Genomic DNA, 18,898 nt, shown 5'->3' with positions numbered 1-18,898 from the left:
TCAGGGGCTGTACGAATTGCGCGATGGTTGGATTAAGCTTCACCATTCTCAGTGAAACGCCCTGTGCGGATCCGCATGCAGGGTGTTGTGGGGGCTGAGGGTTAGAGACCCTTGGCTACCCGATTATATGCCATCGAACTCGAATCCTATGTATTTTGGGCCAGGAAAATATTCGATAGCAATTCTGCGTAGATTTCCCATTTCTTCTTCTAAAGCTTTTAGAGTGCTGTCTACCATTTCGAAAACGTCATTTGTCGATTTGTACGCTGTAACCGCAATTCTCTCACCAACCGCCGCAGCAACATTTGGCAGTGTAGGATGCCTGTCGTTGTACTTAGCGTCGGAAAGTGCAGGTTGCAGATGATTTATATGGAAAGAGCTTCGAATCTTGGCTATTCGGATTGTTGCTTCAAATTTTTGCTGCAAAATAGAAAGCTCGAATAAAAGATTTGCTTCGTGATCAAGTAAGAATTGAAGCGCCATTACGTCTATCTTTAATTCCGCGTAATCACTTCCAAGTATGGCTGGCATTTCAACAAAAGCAGAAGGGTTTTCCCTCCACGGTTCGATATCGCGCTTTATAAGAAGGATGGCGTTAATTTGGCTACCAATTACAAAAAGGGCACGGTTCAGGGTATCGGTTTTACTTTTTAAGCGCTCCTTAAATTCTCGATATGCTTGGAACCGAAACGCAGCAAAAGCACCTGCGAAGGCACCAATAACCGCTACCGCGAGGTTGAATATATATTCATAGGATCTCGGTAAAATATCCTCCGAAATAGCCAAAGCCGAAAAATAGTAAATCAGAAGGACGCCCAGCCCTGCCAAAATCCCTGCAATTACGTCATATGATTTACTCAACATTCTCTCCGCTTAAGAAGCATATAACGCCCACGCCAGGGGAAGACAAAGCGGAGCACGTTTTTGTGTAAAAATGAGCGCAGCGATTGCACAAAAAGGTGCGGAGCTTTGACTGTCCTGCCGCGTCTTTTAGCGGTTAACTGCGCGTGTTTGTTACGTGTTTTTTTGATTCCGTTCATTCTCTTGCTCCTTAACCCACTCAATTATCTCAGGGAGATTAAAGGGGGCCCTAACACACCAATAAATTAGCGAAAAAAGCATGGAGCCTAACCAAGTAAAAGCAAACATCCACACTATGAATAGCGCTCCCTCTATAGCGAAGTAATCAAAACTGAGAAATTTTGATATATCTCTAGAATTTTGAAGTACCAATTCATTGACGTACCTCGCAACTGCCAGCAGCCCAACGCCCAAAGCCAGCAGCGCCGAGGAAAAAGCTATAGGCTTCCAAGGGTGCAACTGGAATCTACTTACATATCTGGGCAGTAAAGAAAGACAAATAATGAATGACAGGCTTGAAACCGCCATTAATGCAGCCAATCCCAGTAGGACTTCTACACTAAGCGCCCATACGTACTTGGCAGAACCACGCAGCTCTACATCAGAAAATTCAATTACTTCGTTTCCCATGAGGTAGAAAACCAAGACTATGAATCCTACTCCAGCCAAGGCTAACGGAAAGAGCTTATATTCTTCAAGCTCAGCTTTTTGTCGGTGGTAATCGGAGTCATTTTTCTTGTTCATAGCGAAAACACGTAACGCCAAGGTAACGGGCAGCTTTGTGGCGAAGCCACGCTTAAAGCTGTCCAGCCAGCTTGCTGGCGTTCGTTGACCGCCTTGTTATGAGTTTTTAGGTGCATACTACGGAGTCTGTCTCTTTTAAAGTAGTGGTGTCTTTGTTTTTGCTGATGATAATACGATCAGCGAAACAGCCCTCGTGATATTGCCGCCACATTTTCTTGTCAACGATGCAGGCAAGAACCTCACCGGACTCAGCCTGATACCAGAAATATTTTCTTTTGTTGCCTTTATTCATGAGAAAGGCATCCTTTGGCGCTTTAGAATAATGTTCTTCTACTAAGCCAGTGAGTCGACTTTCAGTGTCGCTATCCAGGGCAACCTGCGACCATTTGGGCTCTTCCTCAAATTGCATGCAGTTATACGACTTGAATCCATTGCTGGCACAGCCTGTGATTACAGCTGCTAAATAGATAAAAATAATTATCCGGCTCATCAGACTCTCATGACTCATAACAGTTTATCTATGGACTCTCTCCGTTTTGCAACGATAATCTGGTCTTCTAGCAAGCATTAGACTGCGTTTATCTATTCGGTCTCTATGAGCACGCTCATTGACCAGGATGACATCTGCACGTAAGCCCCTCATTATTATAACGGTCTTTTTATAACCAAAACTGTTATCAGGTTCTTCTTACGTACGGTCTTTGCCGCTTTCCATCCAACTTATCATGCAATCGTGATGAGTCATTTATTTATGCTACTAACGGTGCTGGCTTTCCTGCCATTACTGCCCATAACATTCTTGCTTGTTTTGCCGCATACGCTACCGCAACAACATTATCTGGCTTTCGTGACCTGAGCGATTCAATCCAGTCACTATGTTGCCCGCGGCCTTTACTAGACATGAGCAATACCGTTCTAGCGCCGTGGATTAATAACATCCTTAGATAGCAGTCACCTTGCTTAGTGATTCGCCCTAGCTTGTTCTTACCTCCAGACGAATACTGCCGGGGAACGAGCCCTAACCATGCCGCAAATTGACGACCATTTTTAAACGCTGATGCATGCCCTGTAGTCGCCACCACCGCTGATGCGGTTATTGGCCCAACACCGTCTAATTGTGTAAGTCGTGAAGCCATTTCATTACCGTCTACCCAACTGCTTATACGTTTGTCCAAGCTGTCTACTCGTTCTTCTTCCCGAAGTAACGCGGCAAGCAAGTCATGTAACAACTCATACAGCAAGGGCGGTAATGTTTCATAACTAAAAATATCCGCCAAATCCCTCTTTAACTTATGCCTACCCTTACTAACCACAACACCAAATTCTTGAAGATGACCGTGAATTTGATTGATCAATGCTGTCCTTGTCGCGATGCTTTGACTTCGGATTCGGTGAGCCATCAAAATAGCTTGCTGATCTTCAGACTTAACCGCTACAAACCCCATCCCAGGGCGGCTTATGGCTTCGCAAATAGCTTCTGCATCATTCGCGTCATTTTTACCTTTCCGCCGGTAAGGTATTACAAACTTAACGGAAATTAACTTGGGATTGTGTCCCAGCTTTTTCAATTCCCGAGCCCAATAATGACTCCCTCCGCATGACTCAATGCCCACCGTACAAGGGGTTAGCTGAGCAAAATATTCTAAAACCTTTTTCCTCGATATATTTTTTTGTATAACGACATTACCACTATGATTAACAGCATGAATGGCCATTACATGCTTAGCAATATCAAGGCCGCACCGAACTGGAACATTATCCATTGTCGCTCTCCTCGTTTCACTCATAGTCGGATAAATCAGACTAAGGGAGGAGAGAGTCCATGTCATTATTATAACGACTCAGGCCATATATCACTTTGGCCCCCTTATCACGGAACTGGCTTTTACGTTGACTGGAAATTTATAGTGAATTCAATGATGTAGCGACATCGCCATTAGCGAGTGCCGGTCAAACGGAGACTACTTCCCTTTATCTCTGCCAAACATTCCTTTCCATTGATCATATCGCGTTTTGTATAAATTTCAATCGGTTAAGTGATTCGTCAATGTGTTAATGGGAAGTACTCTCTTGTTCACTTGTCTAGACGACGCGAAAACAGCGACTGACCGCTAATGTGACGCTAGAGCCAAACACACCCAGCATCTACGGGCCGCTTCCCGATCTGGTAAAAAGCGGTCAGTCGAACGGGGTCATGCTGACATGCTAGAAGGGTGTTGTGAGGCGGAGGGGTAGAGACCCTCGGCTACCCGATTATGCTTGATCTCCCGCACTATCTATTTCCTTGTAGCCAACATACAAACTTATACGCAGAGAAAAAACAAAACCGAAAATTAGTGACACCAAAGCAACTAACGCCAACACACCAAAGCTTTGCCAGCCTCGAGTATATTGGTCGATTGCCACACATGACGCCATCACTACTAGAGCTGAAGCTGAATGAGCGTGAATGCGGCTTTTAATGAAGTAACATGCAACCGCTGACTCAACTGCTGCGACAAACATCAAGATGACAGCGCTAACAAAATACTCGATAAAATGCTCCTTGCCCTAAAAAATAACGCCCACGCCAGTGGTAGACAAAGTAGAGCGCGTTTTTATGCGACAAAGTGCGCAGCGAATGCCCGAAAAGGCGTGAATCTTTAGCTGTCTAGGCGCGATTTACAGCGGCTAACTGCGCGTGATTGTTATATGAAATCATATTTCTACAAAGCCCACCTTACTTGGCACATATTTGTTAAACGCGGGGAGCCACGGAAGAACAACTTCCTGTGATTCTTGACTTGATTTCGTGAATATTATTTTTGCAAGTTCACGCGAAGAATGAAACTCAACAACTGATATATTCATCCAAGGCAACAGAATTTTATCGAAATAAGGGGCTAATTCATTAAATATGATAACTCCGTCATTTGATGCGCCTATTAACGACCGAAAGACCAACTTTTCGGCATACAATCTACCGTATATTTTTTCTGTTTTTCTTGGAGTAGAACTAGTTTCAAAACCATCAAAAACGGACTTCCAAGTCTTAAATGCTGGCTTTTTAAAGTAAAAAAACGCGCCGAGCAAGACTGATAAAACACCTGCAATTCCGAAAAGTAATTCAGCCATTTTTCACATAACGCCCACGCCAGGGGCTGGCAAAGTGGAGCGCGTTTTTGTGCAACAATGAGCGCAGCGAATGCACAAAAAGGTGCGGAGCTTTGGCTGTCCCGCCGCGTTTTTCAGCGGCTAACTGCGCGTGCTTGTTATGTGGCATTGCTAATTACGTACCAAACACCTAAACCAAAAAATACCCAAAGAGCCACAAAACTCAATGGCGCTAACTTTAATTGCCAACGGTAGTAGAATTCATACCAGCGGGACAGCGGATCACATGTGCTGTTTAGGTCAGCCGAGCCGACCTTTCTGTACTCCTTGGCTATAAGATACTGCGCCAACTCACCTTGGAATAATATATTGGACGCGAACCAACCTTTTGTGCCCAGCTTATCTAACTCTTCAGGGTATGCTAGCTCAATTTGTGGCCACATCACGTAGTACGTGACAAACCAAATATAGAACTGATGAGCCCTGATAAAAAAGCCGGGAATACACAATATGAATAAATACTCCAATCTAGGCACCCACATAACAGTTTTGTTATGACGACTCTGGCCACATATCACTTCGGCCCCCTTATCACGGAACTGGCTTTTACGTTGACTAGAAATTTATAGGGAATTCAATGATGTAGCGACATCGCCATTAGCGAGTGCCGGTCAAACGGAGACTACTTCCCTTTAATTCTGCCAAACATTCCTTTCCATTGATCATATCGCGTTTTGTATAAATTTCAATCGATTAAGTAATTCACCAAGGTGTTAATGGGAAGCACTCTCTTGTTCACTTGTTTCGACTACGCGAAAGCTGTGACTGACCGCTATTGTGACAAATGAGCCGAGGAAACGCTCTTGCGATCACATACCTGCTCGGCAACTATTCCCGCATATAAACCCAAGCCACACGAGACTTATCTTGCGTCCCCAGTGGTTATTTGGACAGATTACAGCATCTAACTCAACAACCTAACCTGTAGCTTCTATATAAATATATTCACTAATGAGAACTGCCGTTAACCGGAAGTATATATGTGATAGCATTAAACTGCGGTACAGGCTGAAGAGCCGATGACCGCGACCGGCGATGAGGGGGCCTGTGCTTATTCAAGCCTACCCCTGACTCCCCCCCCTCCGAAGTAAGTCTTCTAGAAAGCTATTTCGATAGTCGGCGCTCCCCGGACTCTCAATAATCGCCCTAAAATCTTCCTCGCTCCCCACAATATGCACTTCACTCTCAGCCCTTGTTATTGCAGTATAAAGCCATGCGCGATCTACAATTCGGCCCTTTTGGAGCGCGATAATTATGCGCGGAAATTGGCTGCCCTGCGCCTTGTGAAGTGTTATTGCGTAGCCTAGTTCCATGCAATCTAGAACAGCCTGATTTATCTCAACGGTTTCCCCTGTATCTAAAGTGACTTCCCCGTATTTGTCACCATGCCCATTTACGCTAGTCATTACGCCAAGACTTCCATTCTGAATGCCTTTGTCGTATTGGTTTTTCGTAAAGAGAATTGCATCACCAAGCCTTAAATCCAGGTAAAATTGCTCTCCATTCATAGTGAATAGCAATCGCTGCCCGCTTGGATTTACATCCTTCTGAATTAGATCGTTAATTTCTCTCACGAGCGCTTTCGTTGGAGCCATGACACGCCCCTCAAGCGATGACGTCTGGTAAAGCTCGCAGCACAACCTGGCAATACCCTCTTTACCAACATGGTGGAAATGAATCCCCCCAGTAGACAGCTCTTCCGGGACACGCCCCTCTTTGACAGATTTTGAGTATTCAGGGATACCCGTACTACCTTCCTGCCGCTTAACAATATCTAACGTGGTGTTTGCAATAGACTCCGACTTAACAATGTCCGACAAAACCTTGCCGCAGCCGATCGGCGGAAGCTGATAAGGGTCACCAGAGAAGATAATACGCACGGAAGGATCAATATGTGTAACGAGACGGTACATCGTTGGCAGATCAATCATGCTAGCTTCATCTATCACCAATAAATTAAGCGGCTGAGCTAAGTCTGGCTCAATTGGGTCATTTCTAAGCAGCGCGGCAATAGTCATCGTGATGAAGCCAATCGACTCATGCAAGCGCATTGCAGCCCTTCCACTCAGCGCTACCGCATGAATAGTAAATCCAACGCGACTGTATGCTCTCAATGCCGTGCGCAGAACGGTCGTTTTTCCTGTGCCTGCGCCTCCGGTAATACAGCTGACCGCATTATCGAGGCAGCTGGAAACGGCTTCCAACTGCTTCCCAGTTAGGTCGTATGGCAGCTCACCTATAGCGATCTTAAGAGCCTCATCAGCATCACAGTCAAACAAATCCTTTTGCGAAGCTAACCACAGCAGCCTTCTTGCAACGACAATTTCCATTAAATATTGAGCAGTTGGATGATACGCCCCGCTATCATGGTTGCGAATGAACTGCACCTGATCGTGCCCTGCACTAAAAGCCTGACCGACCAAATTCTTATCTTTTAGCAGCTTAATTAAGTGCGCACGAAGATTCTTTTGATCAGTATATGTATGGCCTTTTTCAATCTCTTTTCTTATTGCTAACTCCAGAGCCGCACTCAGACGCCTGTCGTCAGACCGCTCAATTTCTGGAGTCAACTCCCAGGCTGGCAAGATCGAGTCAATGTCTTTAAATGACATCCCAAACCCAACTAGCAGAAACGGATTTTCCTTAATCGCTTCAATCGATTTTTCACCATGATGCCTAAGAAGTCGCTGCTGCACGCTTGCGGGAATTTTACGGCTCGACATCCAGTTCGTGTGGCCAAGGATGGTGTACTTCGCATACCCAGCAAACAAAGCTTCAATCGATTCTTCGCTGAGAACTTCCCTCAGACGTTTTCTCGCTTCAGGTGTATCAACGGACAGAGTGGAGTGAAAGTCTTTCCCTAGCAGCTCCCAGAGCGCCCTAGCTTTGCTTTCACCAATACCCTTAAATGCTTTTTCGCTTGCGATAAAGCGAATCAGTTGCTCCCCCGTATCCGGTAAACTACATTGAACGTACTCTGGGGAACTGTAAGTGTACTGTTGCATGATGTAGTCACCAATCTCCACATCTTCAACAACCCTTTCTCCTTTTACATCCCAGTGCTGCCCTATGGCCGGCTGCACCGGAATGAATTCAGGGTCAGCCTTGATGGTCACATAGTATTTACCGCTATGCTGTTTTGACGAATTCTTCTTCAGCGGGACTCCGCTAAAAATCACCAATAATGATGACGTGAACGGAATGCTCGTTACGCGAAATTGATCAACATTCATCGAGGCATAAACCCCATCTCAGACAATGTCTCTGACAACTCACCGAAGCGCTTTAGATGGCTCTCAAGCTCTCTTACCTTTGCTTTAAGCTCTAGGTTCTCAGCCTCGACAATCGCCAGACGACGTGAATCCATTGACTTGCGGTTAGCTGTAACATCATATTCCTTAGGCTTACCTTCGTTTGCTTTTGCGGCACCAGTGAGCCTCGGCATAACCCCTTTGCAGCGAAGCTGCTCCTCAAGTCCATGAAGAGCCTCACGTATCGATGGGTTTTGATTAAGCGCAGACTTGCCACAGCCGATTGCTTTAGCAATCTCACCCCGATTGAGCTGGCCTCGATACACTATCTGCCTAAAGTCATCATCACTCTGAGTTGCTACCCAAGTTTGAAAAGCATTTAAATTTTGCTGTGCTTTTTGCTGTCCGTTCGCCACCGCAAGTCCCTCTCTTTCTGCTCATATCTGCCTAGATATTGTGCTCACTATCAAAGCTCGGTTTGGGCAATGGCCGATCCAGCACATCTTTCCCGACTCCCCGCGCTTCAGCGTTATACTGCCAGCGCTTGAATATCTCGCGATACCGCATATTCTGAGCTTCCAGCTCTTGGCTTCTCTGCGTCAATCGGTTGATCCGATCATGCGCAGCGTTAATACTGTTCGGCCTTGATGTTTCATCAACCCCTGTTTTCAGGGATCGTTTACGAACTCCAAACTCTTCTTTGATTTCTGCTTTTCTGTTTAGCGCCTGTCGAGTTGTCTGTATATCGAGCGAAACGCTACAGGCTTTAACTAATAGATCCCACGTCAGATCAAACTTCCAATTTTTAAGCAAATTGACAATACGCCGCACATCGTCCTCTGTTAGATGCCGAGCCATGATTACCTTCCCATTAATTTACGCAGTTTTTCTAATTCTGCTTTAGCTTTTGGTTTGTCGGATTCAATCTTGGTCGCGTCGGATGCCGTTAACTTACCTTGCGCTGCAAGCCCTTTTTCCAAAGCCGAATAGCCATTATCAGAACATACAATCACAGCGCCGTCCGATACGCTTGGATCATCCATAATACCAATCAAGGCGTTTACTCTTTCCAGTCTATCCATACTGTATGCCAACCATCGGTCGGCACCGTAAAATTCTTGATCAACACCTCTGGTAGCCTGATCCAGTGTTTCCGCCAGCCCATCACGGTAAAAACGAATGCGTCGTTCTTTCTCAGCATCCCCTTTGATGCATTTGTGCTTTTTACAAATCAGACAATCGCGGAACTTAGGGCAAGGCTCCGCTGCAAAGTCATGTACGCAAACACCAAATTCGGTGTAGTGGGCTACGCGATCATCATCAACACCCAGATCTTTTAAAAGGATTGGCTCATTCTTTCTCGACAAAGTTGCAAGCGTTGTAGGTTGATTCCCTAGTCCTATACCTCTAACGCTCTCGACGCGCTCATCATCACTGACATGGTTGTAAACTTTGTTCTGACCAATATCCAACCGCCCAGACCATCGCGCAATCTCGACCTCACCCACCCGGCCTTTCGCAGCGATGGTGTTCAGATAGTGTCGAAATTGGTGAGTAGTCATCGAGTACTCAACTCCTTGATACCCCCAGCGCCGGAAGATATTTGATTTCTTTCTTTCTTTTGTTGCGCGCGGCGGTATGCTCAACGACTTATTGAGGACACCGTTATCAATATACTGCAAGGTATAGGGCTTTAAACAACCTCCCCCCTTTGCATTCAACTGGCCATAAAAGTAGCAGTTAAGAGCATGCTGATATTTTGTTTTTTTACTGTCGTCGGTGTAAGGAAAATAGGGAGGAAGCCAATATTCCCGCAATAAGACATTGAGTTTACGAAGTGTCAATGTATGGACGTCTTTTGATTCTCCAGTGCGCTGCCCCTCATACATATTATCGAGCTGTTCTTGTAGGATAGCCTTGCTAGCAGAACACATAGGTTTTTTCTCCAGCTTAGTAAGCATACCTCTAATCCACGTCCTAAGTCCGGCTCTGACGCTACTATTTCCCGTGCTGATACAGATAGCATCTGCTGCCTGCCGAATTGAGAGCGGGGTATCCTGCCCAATGTTAGGGCATCGCTCGTGCACCGGAAATTCATTAGGGTTTTCTTCAAGAAATTTAGCTAGGCGACGGGGAGCCTCGGTAATTTCTTTAATGCGGCGAAATGACTCTTCCGTAAAGCTCCTCCACACTTCGGGCACCGCCTTCTGGGAAAACCCAAAGCCTTTTTTACCGTACCAATTTATAAACAGTTCAGGTTTTCCGTCACGATTATTCTTGTAAGTAAGCGCATCAGCAGCCAACAGATTTAGCTCACCCACGCGACCTGGAGAACTAAGTAAGAGAGCGCAATTTGACGAGACAAAAATATCTCGGTGATCGGTTGGGCAGGCAGACCAAATTTCAGCTATTGCATTCAGCGCCTCACTGGGAGGCATTTTCTTATCAGCGTCATCTTTATTCTTTTGATGACCATGAGCGTCATTAGGACGCTTAAGGGGGTTAACCCATACGTCGCCGCTCTCAGCGAGCCGATTTTTTACGACAAACTCAGACAGTTTTTGAACATGACCACCGATTCTGTATGCAGCTGCAGGAGTGTAGTGGCTTTTTATTAACTCACAGGCTCGGTCATAGACATGAAGATTTACTTTTGTTATGTCGGCTAATGCCTCCATTTCTATAAGCGCCGCCTCAACAGCACGAACAGCAATAACTTCTTGGATATTCTTAGTTGCGTTTAGCGACTGATGCTGCAATACATAAGCTTTGGCAAAGTCCATGATATTCGGGTCAAGTAACTCCTTAGTTGCGTCAAAGCTTAAATACTGCGACTTCACACCAAGCTTCACGAAATCCAAGCTTCTACCAAACCATATCTTCCACCTCCAAGCTTCCCAATCCAAAGGCAAGCCTGGCTTATCAAAACCCGTCAAGCCCTTCGACCAAGCAATAAACTCTTCAACTTGATTTTGAGCCTCTAGCCCCTTCCTTGGCCGGAACGATATTACATTAGCCATCTTTTGGCTCCTTTTTCAAAAGAGCTTCACAGCGCTGAATAACATCCTCTACCGCAAGAATTGTTCTATCCAGAATTCGAGCTATAGTTTCGTCTCCTGTTGCTCTAAGTGTGCGTTCACGCTCCTCATACAGCCGAACTAAAACATCTTCATGCGGCGCATCTAGCCAGGGCTGAAATTTGACACATGTGTAGCAAGCCACAGGCGCGTTGGAATTACAGAACGCATAGCTGCCGCAGGAGCCAATATTTTCATCTCCATCTATCGTTCGTATTCTGCTTGTTGGATCGTTACCTCTTGTCGCATCTCCCTCATCGCGCACAACCAAGCCAGCAAAAGCTTGCGCTAGGGGCGCCAGCAATCTGCCGACTTTGTGGTTCAGCCTGGTCGCATTATCACCCGTAGACTCGACGTACACGCCCGCATTCTGGTGATCTTCGTGATCAAGAGCTGCAGCAATAACCCCGACACCAGCACCCTCTCGATTCAGATCAGTTCCGAGCGTTAAGCGAAATCGCTTGGAAGCTAGTATTATCCGTTCACCAGTACGCTCAGAAAATGCATTAATTGCACTTTCAACCCGTTGAAGTAGCCCATTTAGATACTCTCGAACCTGAAAGCACTGCACCTCGACTGGATCTCCCCGCTTTGCGCACAAAATAAGCACCTCATGCCTTGGAAATAACGGCACAAGGCTTAAGCTCTTCGCAATATCCGCTGAGCCTAGGTTATTGATCTCCTGCACTCTCTGCGCCTTCAGAAGCTGGACAGCAGCAAAAAGATCTTCGGAAATAGGATAACGACTAAAACTCTCGCGAAAACTCTCGCCGCGCTGCTTCGAGCGTGGCTGGTCAATGAAGCACGCGCCAGCTTCTTTCGTAAAATCTTGAAATGCCAATTGAGCCAATTGAGCCCGGCGAAGACCCCGCTCAAAGTACAGTTTGAAGAGTACCCATTCTTCCAAGGAAACCCTGTTTTCCATGAACGCATTAGTAAGTCCGTCATTCAACGCCTCCATTTCAAGTTGGGTGTACGGGCCTTTCAGCGGGTCGTGGCTCCTCACCGCACTACCTTTATCATTACCCTTAAAAGTGAGTTTATAGACAGCCTCTATAAACTCATCACTTACCCCATACAGTCCGGACCGATGCCAAAACTTCAGGAACCCGCGAATTGTTGAGAGCTCATACTCACGCTCCCTCCCTGCTTTCACTTTTGCTGAAAGGAAGTCACGCTCGTCCAAAATATTTAAATCGCCATCATGCCGAGTGGCAGCCATGCGAAGGTAGGAAGACACATTAGCAACCGAATCAGCTTTCCGACTGGACGCAAAACGAGCGAGCGCCAGCCGGAAATACGGACGCACATCCTCCGAAAATGCTAGCTCAGCCAACTGCGGAGTAACCACTTTATTGGAAGTCATGGTCAGCCGCCAGTGCACATCCAATGGCGAAATTATCATTCCCTCCAAGGTCTGATATTCACTATTGAGCAGGGTTTTGAGTTCACTAATTTGTAGTTTTGTCGCCTGCATTACTGGCCTCTTTGTCATTTAATCTATTAGAGCGCTCAACAAGCATTCTTCCTGCTTCTTCTTGGTTGTAACGTCGGTTATAGAGTTGCTGCATTTTGCTATCTGCAGACCACCCCATGAGATAGGATCGCGCCTCTTCATCCGCCGCCGCTTTTTCAAACGGGGTAGCATCTTTGTAACGCTGATCAATCATTCTTGAGATGCGGTAGTTCATGTGATGTCGCAGCTTGTGAGGAGTCAAACCTTTCAACTCAGGCAAGACCGCTTTAGCGGACTTAAACACCTCTGCAATGGCGTTGAGCGACATGGGTTTACCCAAATTCTTTCTATGGCTAACAAAGAGGTAGGGGTGTTTCCTTGCCGCCTTAATCGATCCGCGATGTGCCATCACATAGTTATCTATCAGCTGCGCTAACGAGTCAGGAATAGGGATTGTCCGCTCGCCTGTTTTAACACTAGGCGCCTGCTTTCTAGTCTCAAGGGGGTTGTTTTGACGGCGGTATATAGATACTTCCGCGCCTTTGATGTCGCCCACATAGAGGCCAGCTAACTCACCTCGGCGCATCCCCGTTTCAAGCAGAACATTGAAAATAAGCAGATTCCGCAGCTGAACCGCCTTGTCCTTCCACGGGTTTTCAGGGTGATCAGGAATTAGTTTTTCTGTGATCGCTGCGAGTTGCTCATCGGATAAAGCAACGACATTATTCTTTGCGTGCTTTTTAATACGAGGCTTATAAGACTTAATCGTCTCGCTAAACGCCCTTGTAATATCAGCCTTATCTCTTCCACGGGCTAGATGACGGTATAGGAAGTTTAAATAGTCACGAATTGCATGAATTCGTAAGGCAGCCATATCTCTTGATACTTGCTGATATGAGCTTGGCAGAATTTTCACACCCATCAGTAAACGTTTGCGCGTATCTGCCGTCCACGCACAGAAATCTAATAGCCGCAGCACTTCCATCTGACTTAAGTGTTCGTCACGCTCAAACCTAGCCTCTAGATCTATTCGCTCACACAGACACCAGTCGAGTAAAACTTCGATGCTATACAGTACGCTCCTCTGCCTGGAAGCGGAAAAACGGCGCAACGCCATCGTGCTATAAAGCGTGGGGTAATAAACAGGGACGCCATCTTCAAGGAGCAACACACTCCGAACACCGCCGCCCTCTATTAGCTCTTCAATTCTACGTCCCATCCGCCGCCCTCAAATGTAACAAATCACAAAATACCATGACTCGCCAAATGCTGGCAACACCTAACGTTACTAATTTACCTTAGACAAAAACCAAAAAGCCCAGCATTAGCTGGGCCTTAGGGGAAACAAAACTTCCTAAACGTTACGTTTTACATTAATAGTTGGTTAGAACGGAATATCATCATCAAAATCATCAAAACCACCGGCCGGCGGCGCGCTTTGGGTTGGCGCCTGGTTCTGCTGCGGCTGCGACGGCGCACGACGTGGCGCTTGTGACGGTGCTGGCGCTGAATACCCGCCACCGTCATTACTATAATTGTCGCCACCCGATCCACCGCGCCCATCAAGCATCTGCATTTCTGCTGCGACAATCTCGGTGGTGTATTGATCTACGCCCTCTTTATTCTGCCACTTGCGAGTACGTAGCGAGCCTTCCAAATAGACCTTTGAGCCTTTCTTCAAATACTCACCCGCAATTTCTGCAAGGCGATTAAAAAACACCACTCGGTGCCACTCGGTGCGCTCTTGCGGCTGGCCACTCTGCTTATCTTTCCAGGTTTCACTCGTTGCCACAGTAATATTTGTCACCGCGCCACCAGATGGCATATAACGAGTTTCTGGATCCTGGCCTAAATTCCCAACCAGAATTACTTTGTTCACTGTCCCTTTACTCATAATTATGTCTTTCCTTTTTAAATTCAATAAGTTACAAGCATGCAGAACAAAAGACACTATACCCTTTTGAATTTAATCGTTCTGAAGCTGGAATTTTCGCAAAGACGTCATCGTAATAGTAGAGTCTTTTATCATTGCACGATAACGGTTAATACCGTGAAAAGCCAGTTCTAGACGCTCAGATCCGGCATGCAGATCCATGTACCTTGCCGTCATTTTCTTAAGCTCTGGAATGGCTCCATCGACCACACCATCCAATAACAGCCCCATGACAAAGCAATCATCCTCTAGACGCTGTAGTTGATTATGGTTTCCGGTATCTGTTTGCGTTATTACTCGAATCTTCTCTTGCTGCGATACTATCTCGTCTACTAAACGTGCATTTTCTTTCTTGAGATCCTTAACTTGCTCCCTAAGCCCATGCATAGTTTCAGCTTTAGTTCTATTACCACTCTTCTTTACCTGATTGCTTGCAGCGAGGTCAATTTCCCTAAGTAAATCACCATGAACAAACTCCTTAGTATTAAGGTTTTTTCTGTAAAGAGTCGTTTTACCTAGACTAGAACCATCTTGAAAAACGGCATTAGCTATAACAGCCGCTTGGGTTATTTTTTCACGCGAGCGTATCAATCGCTCCAGGGAGTCCATCACAGCAGCTCTAATACGGAGCTTATTCAGTTCGCGCTTGTTCATCTTTTTAACACCTCAATGAGAGTGAGACTAGCGCTTACTTAGCTCACGGTATAAATTCTCTGACGGATTACTCCCTTTTTCTGTCAATCCAAAAACAGTCAGATAATTGTATTCATCAAGCTTATTCTCCGTCACCCACGAAGAATACTCTGCAAAATCAATCTTCTCTTCTGGCTGCACAGCACCAAGGCTTACCCTCGGCACCATTGGCGCATTGATAACAAAAAACTCATTTGCTTCCTTTTCATTTGAATGATGAACAACATCGTAAATCCTATATCGTTCAGCATTTTCAAAAATCGCGACCGCCCAATGAAACCCTTTTGGAGCATCTTCGTGATAGAGTGTGGTTACTTCCAACCCTTCCTGTTCTAGCGTTCGGCATTTACAAATGTGCATGAGATACATTCGATCATCGTAGTATTTCTTTGAATCAATCATAACTAATTCCTATTTGAGCATAGCTTTAGCTATCAATGCCCAAAAGCTTCTGGCAATGACATTGCTGCTGCCAGAGCTTTAAGCGTAAAAACATAGTCAGGCGAAGTGAAATTAAGCCTACCACCATAGAAATCAACTAAAAGGTATTGGCCATGTCGATCAAAATGAGAGCATATAAAAACGTACTCTTCCGAAAATGCAAGATCAAATCTAGTGCCAGATATTTCCATCGAAGCCGAAATACCTTCAACCAAATTTCTGATCGTCCCTTCATCTAGCTCACAAGCCATATAAGACGCGGAACCGATATGCTCCCTAATATAAACAACTAGTTGAGAAACCTTCTCAGAAATTTCGTTTGTCCAATAGTATCTACGAGTCGAATTCATGTTAAAGATCCATAGCTTTGGGCTTTCATTTATTGATAATTTCGAAGTATGTACCCGAACGCAGCTCCAGCTGCCAACCAACCCCATGAGAATGAACTTTTCTGGTATAACTTACCCAAATGCCCACCAATCTCTTGGAGCTCTATACGAAGATCATTCAGAACGCTATTATCGCCGAACTCGTTTGCATCCTGATGTTCACCTTTATCACCGATCATCAACCTGTAAAGCTCGGCTACTTGTGCATTTAAAGACTCAAGCCGTTTATCTCGACGTTCTTCTAGGTCTTCTATTTCTTCAAACGGTATCTCGCCCGACCAGCTATCTCTGAACCAGCCTGGATACTTAGAGACCAACCGCTCAACTTGAGCATTAAAAAGATTTGGGTAATCCATCATGCTATGTTTATCCGGCGCATCCCAACACGCCTTCCGTAGAGCACCTCGAACTTCCTCGCTTGCATAAAAGGCATCATTGTAAAGTGCCGCCTCCAAAAAATTGGAGCCATCATTGTCGAAACCATCTTCGACATCTGCAGGCTTAGGGCTACGCTGATTTGAGTAGTATCCTTGTCTAAGCGCTAAATCTTGATGGCTTTTCAAGCCTTTAAATTGGTTCGTATAATTTCCAATAATTTTCACAAGAGCGGTGCGCACACTTGTGTAATACTCTTCCTCTTCCTCATCGCCAGATCTCCAGCGCTCTATTACATTAGACACATTCATATCATACGGGGATTCGGGAACTAATCGGGCAGACAAAGCACCTAGGACAGTCGCAGCTTTTTTACTGACAGGCAAGGTCTCAAAAAGGCGCCATGCCGCAACAAAAACAGAGTTATAGCGATGCTCATCAAAACCATCCATCCAGGTACTTTTATACGGCACGGCCAGCCGCTCATTTCGAACGGTCATTGCAATCAAAGCGAGCCACAAATCAGTATCTACATCGGAGAAACAACCCGACTTTTCATACACGTTTTCAAGAATCCCACTAGGTATGTGCTTACTGCTTAAAAGCTCTGGTAGAAGACCCGACTCATCTACACCCTTTGATTCGCGGCGATGCCTCTCTTCATCCAGTAAAGCAGGCAGAACGTCATCATTCAAAATCCAACTATCGTCTAGAAATATTGGCTTAACAGACCTTCCTGAAAGAGCTGCTCGCTTAAGTATCGAATCGCCCGATTGATAAAGCTTATATCCAACGGAGGGCACTTCACCAAAAAGGGCTAGACCTAAATTGATTAATTTTTCATCCCGCGCCAACAAGGAGTTTTCAAGCAGGTCTCGCTTTTCATCACCTATTAGGTGCTGCTCAACCACGTTAGCCTTCAACCACTCGAATACATGTTCAGGTGCAGAATTCACTAACTGAAATTCAATTGCCCACAATTCCATAACCTGTACCATTCAAATTCCCTCTTTCCATTCGGAGTAATTATCAATCATACCTTCACGCTATATTCTCACGCCCGGCATCAACCCACTTCAAGACAGTTTCAGCCCTATCCGCAGACTCAAGCGCAGCCGCCCGCAAAGTAGGGATATCCGCTGAAGATGCCACCTGCTTGTGAGCAGAAAGACGCTCTTCCCATACAGATCTCCTATTACTTGGCACACCAAAATTTTGACAAGTAACACAAAGGGAATCATCCCGATTTGAATAATTAGGGCCTACCCCGTCTGTCGAGCACTTAGCATATTTTCCCCGAACATCCGACATCACACAGAAACCATCTACTTGAGGGATTATCCGATAATTGTGACGCCCCACGATGGCACGGACGAAACTATTAACTGATTCAGGAGTGATTACATTTACGACCGACTGCAATCTCCGCTTGTAACGCCGCATAGTCTTATTAAAATTACCACCCAATCCCGTCCCACCCAGCAATGATTCCTCCATGGTTTCGTACATAAGCTTTTGCAACTCCTCAGGTAGAAACTCAAAAACATTTGAGTCGTCGGTGTATGCCTTTGTAAAACGCTCATTATTGTGATGTAACATTTTAGAAAGATGGTGCAAATCACCTAAATCGAAACGCCAAGCCCACATCATACTAAACGCCCGACGCATCATGTGCGGGCGAACTTTCTCTATATTTGCTTTTGTTCGTCGAGCGAACTCATCAAGCATCCCATATAAAAAGTTCGTAGAAAGAGTTATCTGGCCAGCCCCGCTATTCGAGCTATGCTGGAATGGGTGGCGAATGAAGAACAACTCGCCACTGTATTCTTTGCGCTTATAAGCCGTTAGCTTCTTAACAACCGCCAAAGCATTTAGAAGCTCAGGAACTACCGGCCGCTCTGTTTTTCGTCCAGATAAGGTCGGTGAGGTTTTAGAAACTCGCCCCACCATATCAACCGCACTAGAGTCCAGCAGGGCATCCACATCGACCAATTTTGTCGCCGCCAACTCATGTTTCCTTTCACCAAACAGAAGTAAAATTAGAAACACCGCCGCCGAATAGATATATCGCGTTTCGTCAAACAACCTTAGTGACGACTCACCGGTCAGCCTTGTATATACACGCGCACGCTTTTTTGTTTGAGGCAATTCAATATACGAATTGAACCTCTCAAAGAACAAATCAGTATCACTGATTGCCTTAAGTGCCTCCTCGATCATAACAAAGAGATCGCGCGGTCTAATTGTCGCAGTGTGTCCTCTTGAGCTACCTATCCTCTTCGAGGCTTTAGTAATCGAGCCAGACTTCATGTAAGGATCGAAAGTAAAGCCACCGCGAATCTCTCTCTTTAAAACCCACGGCAACCTACAGACTATAAGCTTAATCTCTGCCGTTGATCGTAACCGTCCGGCGAACTCACCTTACATCAAGGCTGCCAATTGTGCGGCAGTAGCTCACCAATGTTTGAGGCGCGATGTGTCGGCAGTTTCTCCATCACGTCTTTCAGGTAAGCCTGCGGGTCTAG

20 protein-coding genes are annotated in these 18,898 nt (G+C 45.7%); all 20 read right to left on the bottom strand.

Annotated elements, in window-relative coordinates; all coding sequences use genetic code 11:
• Positions 1–123 precede the first annotated feature (123 nt).
• Positions 124–861, bottom strand: a complete 738-nt coding sequence (locus O9X78_RS19090) for a hypothetical protein (protein WP_269621329.1) — start codon at positions 859–861, stop codon at positions 124–126.
• A gap of 153 nt (positions 862–1,014) precedes the next feature.
• Entirely contained in the window at positions 1,015–1,605 is a 591-nt protein-coding gene (locus O9X78_RS19085) for a hypothetical protein (protein WP_269621328.1), read from the bottom strand.
• A gap of 106 nt (positions 1,606–1,711) precedes the next feature.
• On the bottom strand, positions 1,712–2,095 hold the full coding sequence (locus O9X78_RS19080) for a hypothetical protein (protein ID WP_269621325.1): 384 nt from the start codon (positions 2,093–2,095) through the stop codon (positions 1,712–1,714).
• A gap of 259 nt (positions 2,096–2,354) precedes the next feature.
• On the bottom strand, positions 2,355–3,368 hold the full coding sequence (locus O9X78_RS19075; protein WP_269621324.1) for an IS110 family RNA-guided transposase: 1,014 nt from the start codon (positions 3,366–3,368) through the stop codon (positions 2,355–2,357).
• A 490-nt stretch (positions 3,369–3,858) separates the two neighbouring features.
• The gene (locus tag O9X78_RS19070) at positions 3,859–4,011 is read right to left on the bottom strand and encodes a hypothetical protein (RefSeq protein WP_269621323.1); all 153 of its coding nucleotides are present in this window, start codon (positions 4,009–4,011) and stop codon (positions 3,859–3,861) included.
• Between the two features lie 291 nt (positions 4,012–4,302).
• A complete protein-coding gene (locus O9X78_RS19065) occupies positions 4,303–4,719 on the bottom strand; it encodes a hypothetical protein (RefSeq protein WP_269621322.1) in 417 nt (138 codons plus the stop codon).
• A 137-nt stretch (positions 4,720–4,856) separates the two neighbouring features.
• The gene (locus tag O9X78_RS19060; protein ID WP_269621321.1) at positions 4,857–5,225 is read right to left on the bottom strand and encodes a hypothetical protein; all 369 of its coding nucleotides are present in this window, start codon (positions 5,223–5,225) and stop codon (positions 4,857–4,859) included.
• Between the two features lie 594 nt (positions 5,226–5,819).
• On the bottom strand, positions 5,820–7,991 hold the full coding sequence (locus O9X78_RS19055) for an ATP-dependent DNA helicase (RefSeq protein ID WP_269621320.1): 2,172 nt from the start codon (positions 7,989–7,991) through the stop codon (positions 5,820–5,822).
• Positions 7,988–8,425 (bottom strand): VPA1267 family protein, encoded by a 438-nt coding sequence (locus O9X78_RS19050; RefSeq protein WP_269621319.1) that lies wholly within the window; start codon positions 8,423–8,425, stop codon positions 7,988–7,990. Before O9X78_RS19050 ends, O9X78_RS19055 begins: the two co-directional genes overlap by 4 nt.
• Before the next feature lie 31 nt (positions 8,426–8,456).
• Positions 8,457–8,867, bottom strand: coding sequence for a hypothetical protein (locus O9X78_RS19045; RefSeq protein ID WP_269621318.1), 411 nt, complete (start codon positions 8,865–8,867; stop codon positions 8,457–8,459).
• Positions 8,868–8,869: 2 nt separating this feature from the next.
• Positions 8,870–11,029, bottom strand: a complete 2,160-nt coding sequence (locus tag O9X78_RS19040; RefSeq protein WP_269621317.1) for a hypothetical protein — start codon at positions 11,027–11,029, stop codon at positions 8,870–8,872.
• A complete protein-coding gene (locus O9X78_RS19035) occupies positions 11,022–12,563 on the bottom strand; it encodes a site-specific integrase (protein WP_269621316.1) in 1,542 nt (513 codons plus the stop codon). The genes O9X78_RS19040 and O9X78_RS19035 overlap by 8 nt, the downstream gene beginning before the upstream one ends.
• Complete coding sequence (locus O9X78_RS19030; protein WP_269621315.1) at positions 12,538–13,761, bottom strand: tyrosine-type recombinase/integrase; 1,224 nt, start codon at positions 13,759–13,761, stop codon at positions 12,538–12,540. The genes O9X78_RS19035 and O9X78_RS19030 overlap by 26 nt, the downstream gene beginning before the upstream one ends.
• 165 nt (positions 13,762–13,926) lie before the next feature.
• Complete coding sequence (gene ssb, locus O9X78_RS19025; RefSeq protein ID WP_269621314.1) at positions 13,927–14,436, bottom strand: single-stranded DNA-binding protein; 510 nt, start codon at positions 14,434–14,436, stop codon at positions 13,927–13,929.
• 72 nt (positions 14,437–14,508) lie between these two features.
• Positions 14,509–15,129 carry a hypothetical protein gene (locus O9X78_RS19020; protein WP_269621313.1) on the bottom strand — a complete coding sequence of 207 codons (621 nt, stop codon included), beginning with the start codon at positions 15,127–15,129 and terminating at the stop codon, positions 14,509–14,511.
• Positions 15,130–15,156: 27 nt separating this feature from the next.
• Positions 15,157–15,570 (bottom strand): hypothetical protein, encoded by a 414-nt coding sequence (locus O9X78_RS19015; RefSeq protein WP_269621312.1) that lies wholly within the window; start codon positions 15,568–15,570, stop codon positions 15,157–15,159.
• Positions 15,571–15,602: 32 nt separating this feature from the next.
• Positions 15,603–15,959 carry a hypothetical protein gene (locus O9X78_RS19010; RefSeq protein WP_269621311.1) on the bottom strand — a complete coding sequence of 119 codons (357 nt, stop codon included), beginning with the start codon at positions 15,957–15,959 and terminating at the stop codon, positions 15,603–15,605.
• Between the two features lie 29 nt (positions 15,960–15,988).
• A complete protein-coding gene (locus O9X78_RS19005; protein WP_269621310.1) occupies positions 15,989–17,371 on the bottom strand; it encodes a hypothetical protein in 1,383 nt (460 codons plus the stop codon).
• 43 nt (positions 17,372–17,414) lie between these two features.
• Complete coding sequence (locus O9X78_RS19000; protein ID WP_269621309.1) at positions 17,415–18,737, bottom strand: site-specific integrase; 1,323 nt, start codon at positions 18,735–18,737, stop codon at positions 17,415–17,417.
• A gap of 62 nt (positions 18,738–18,799) precedes the next feature.
• Positions 18,800–18,898 (bottom strand): transposase domain-containing protein (locus O9X78_RS18995; RefSeq protein ID WP_269618468.1); only part of this gene is annotated, 99 nt, incomplete at its 5' end.

Origin of the sequence: Zhongshania aquatica (assembly GCF_027257955.1) — a bacterium.
GTDB classification, from domain to species: Bacteria; Pseudomonadota; Gammaproteobacteria; order Pseudomonadales; family Spongiibacteraceae; genus Spongiibacter; species Spongiibacter aquatica.
The sequence above is the reverse complement of the archived record's forward strand: the minus strand, read 5'-3'. Positions and strand labels throughout refer to the sequence as shown.